This window comes from Vibrio sp. Y176 (genome assembly GCF_033438945.1).
Genome location: NZ_JAWOQS010000890.1, coordinates 1 through 576, shown reverse-complemented (window position 1 = coordinate 576; position 576 = coordinate 1). Strand labels below are relative to the sequence as shown.

The 576-nt window shown below is 48.1% G+C and carries 1 protein-coding gene; it reads left to right on the top strand.

What is annotated here, in order from left to right:
• Positions 1-576: exodeoxyribonuclease VII large subunit (locus R7O13_RS29250; RefSeq protein WP_318305506.1), on the top strand; the 576-nt coding region annotated here is incomplete at both ends.

The window sequence follows — 576 nt, the reverse complement described above, 5'->3', positions numbered from 1 at the left end:
TGCTTTAACAATGAGATCCTTGCTCGCACTATTGCTGCAAGTCAAATCCCGATCATTAGTGCTGTGGGCCATGAAGTCGACATGACGATTGCCGATTTTGTTGCCGATGTGCGAGCTCCTACTCCATCAGCTGCCGCTGAACTGGTTAGCCGTGACAACAGCCATAAAGATCAATCGCTTGTAGCGAAACAGCATAAACTAGCTAGTGCGATGCGCTACTACTTATCGCAGCAAAAACAGCAATCTGCGCAACTTCTGCATCGCATAGAACGCCAACCTCCATGTTATCAGTTGCAGCGTCAGTCACAGCAACTCGATGAGCTGGATATGCGTTTGCGTAGAGCTATGCAGCGCTTCATCGATACACGTCAACAAGCCGTTGAGCGTAAACACCACCGTCTGCAATTAAACTCTCCTATTAAACACTTAGCACAACAAAAGTCGAGGCTTGAACGTGTTGAGCACAAGCTAATGGACGCAATGGATCGAAAACTACTGACGATGCGTCATCAGTTAGCGATTGCGGCAGAAAAGTTAGATACCGTCAGTCCCCTAGCGACACTCAAGCGTGGTTAC